The organism is Rhizobacter sp. P2_H2 (assembly GCF_056403375.1).
In genome coordinates, this window is the sequence record NZ_JBFUFP010000691.1 from 1 (window position 1) to 2,980 (window position 2,980).

At 69.9% G+C, this 2,980-nt stretch carries 1 protein-coding gene; it reads right to left on the minus strand.

The genetic code is table 11. The annotated features are described in order from the left end of the window. The coding region (locus AC1D15_RS24765) for a hydantoinase B/oxoprolinase family protein (protein ID WP_477828061.1) at positions 1-2,980 on the minus strand (2,980 nt) is incomplete at both ends.

Genomic DNA, 2,980 nt, shown 5'->3' on the forward strand with positions numbered 1-2,980 from the left:
GGTCGGTGAGCCGCGAGTTCGTCATGTGCGTCTGCACGACCGAGGTGCCGTCGAAATCCGGCCCGGCGCCCGAGCCGCCCGAGATCGTCTCGTAGTACTGGTAGGTCGCGTTGCCGAAGGTGAAGTTGTTCATCGTGCACTGCCCGGCCGCCATCACGCCGAGCGCGCCGTACAGCGCGTTGGTGATGCAGGTCGAGGTCTCGACGTTGCCGGCCACCACCGAGGCCGGCGGGTTCGGGTTCAGCATCGAGCCTTCGGGGATGATCACCTGCAGCGGCTTCAGGCAGCCGGCGTTCAGCGGGATGTCGTCGTTGACCAGCGTGCGGAACACGTACAGCACCGCGGCCATGCAGACCGCGCGCGGCGCATTGAAGTTGTTCGTCAGCTGCGCCGAGGTGCCGGTGAAGTCGATCACCGCGCTGCGCGCCTGCTCGTTCACCCGGATGGCCACGCTGATGCGCGCGCCGTTGTCCAGCGGCAGCGTGAACGTGCCGTCCTTCAGGCGCGTGATCACGCGGCGCACCGATTCCTCGGCGTTGTCCTGCACGTGGCGCATGTAGGCCTGCACCACCTCGAGCCCGAACTGCTGCACCATCTTGCGCAGCTCCTGCACGCCCTTCTCGTTGGCCGCGATCTGGGCCTTCAGGTCGGCCAGGTTCTGCTGCGGGTTGCGCGACGGGTGGGCACCGCTCTTCAGCAGCGCGAGCATCTCGGCCTCGCGCAGCACGCCGGYCTCGACCAGCTTGACGTTGTCGATCTGCACGCCCTCTTCCTCGATGCGCGTCGAGAACGGCGGCATCGAGCCCGGCGTGATGCCGCCGATGTCGGCATGGTGGCCGCGCGAGCCGACATAGAACAGCGGGGCTTCGTTCTCGCCGTCCCCTTGGTAGACGGGGGTCACGACCGTCACGTCGGGCAGGTGGGTGCCGCCGTGGTACGGGTCGTTCAGCGCGTACACGTCACCCGGCTTCATGCGCCCGGCATTGCCCTGGATCACCGTCTTGATCGACTCGCTCATCGAACCCAGGTGCACCGGCATGTGCGGCGCGTTGGCGATCAGGTTGCCGTCGGCATCGAACAGCGCGCAGCTGAAGTCGAGCCGCTCCTTGATGTTCACCGAGTACGCGGTGTTCTGCAGCTGCAGCCCCATCTGCTCGGCGATGTTCATGAAGAGGTTGTTGAACACCTCCAGCATCACCGGGTCGACCGTGGTACCGATCGCGCGGCGCGCCTCGCGCGGCTGCACACGGTCGAGCAGCAGGTGGTCGTAGGCGGTGACGCGGGCGCGCCAGCCGGGCTCGACGACGGTGGTCGCGGTCTTCTCGGCAATGATGGCTGGGCCGTCGATGGTGTGGCCGGGCAGCGCGTCCTCGCGCACCACCAGCGCGGCATCCCACCAGCGGCCGCCGCTGAACAGCTGCACCGTCTCGCGCACCGGCGCGGCGCCGCTCGCGGCCAGCGCATGGCGCGGCTCGACCGGCGCATCGCCGGCACCCACCGCCTCCACCGACACCGCCTCGATCACCAGCCGGCGCTCGCTCATCAGGAACGCGAAGCGCTGGCGGTACGCGGCCTCGAACGCGGCCTGGATGGCCTCGGGCGTGCCGAACGGCACCACCAGCGCCGAATCGGTGCCCTCGTAGCGCACGTGCACGCGGCGCAGCACCGTCACCGCGGCGCTGCTGGCGCCCTGGCGCTTCAGCTCGCCCTCGGTCTCGGCGGCGAGGGCYGCGAGCAGCTCGGTCACCACCGGCATCGCACCGGCCAGCAGCAGCTCGACCGCGCGCTCGCGCAGCACCGCCTGGTCGGCCAGCCCCATGCCGTAGGCCGACAGCACGCCGGCCAGCGGGTGCGCGAACACCCGGTTCATGCCGAGCGCATCGGCCACGCGGCAGGCGTGCTGGCCGCCGGCACCGCCGAAACACTGCAGCGCGTAGCGCGTCACGTCGTAGCCGCGCGCCACCGAGATCTTCTTGATCGCATTGCCCATCGCGCCCACCGCGATGTCGATGAAGCCCTCGGCCACCTCCTCCGGCGTGCGCTTCACGCCGGTCGCGCGTTCGATCGCGGCCGCCATCTCGCTGAACTTGCGCACCACCACCTCGCGGTCGAGCGACTGGTCGGCGTTCGGGCCGAACACCTTCGGGAAATGCGCCGGCTGGATCTTGCCGAGCATCACGTTCGCATCGGTCACCGCGAGCGGGCCGCCGYGGCGGTAGCAGGCCGGGCCCGGGTTCGCGCCGGCACTCTCCGGCCCGGCACGGAAGCGCGCGCCGTCGAAGCTCAGGATCGAGCCGCCGCCGGCCGCCACCGTGTGGATGCTCATCATCGGCGCGCGCAWGCGCACGCCGGCCACCTGCGTCTCGAACGCGCGCTCGAACTCGCCGGCGAAGTGGCTCACGTCGGTGGAGGTGCCGCCCATGTCGAAGCCGATCACCTTGACCTCGGCGGCCGCTGGGGTGACCTTCGCGTCCTCGCCCAGGCCGAGCGGCGACAGCCCGAGCTGCGCGGTGCGCACCATGCCGACGATGCCGCCGGCCGGGCCGGACAGGATCGCATCCTTGCCCTGGAACGCATGCGCATCGGTCAACCCGCCGGACGACTGCATGAAGAACAGTTTCACGCCCGGCATCTCGCTCGCGACCTGTTCCACGTAGCGGCGCAGGATCGGCGACAGGTAGGCGTCGACCACCGTCGTGTCGCCGCGGCCCACCAGCTTCATCAGCGGGCTCACCTCGTGCGAGACGCTGATCTGCGGAAAACCGATGCGCTGCGCGATCGCCTTGGCCGCCAACTCATGCGCGGTGAAGCGGTAGCCGTGCATGAAGACGATCGCGACGCTGCGCAGGCCGGCGTCGTACGCAGCCTGCAGGTCGACCTGCAGTTGCGCCTCGTCGAGCGCCTCGATCAATTCGCCCTTCGCGCCGACACGCTCGCGCGCCTCGATCACGCGGCTGTACAGCAGCTCGGGCAGCTGGAT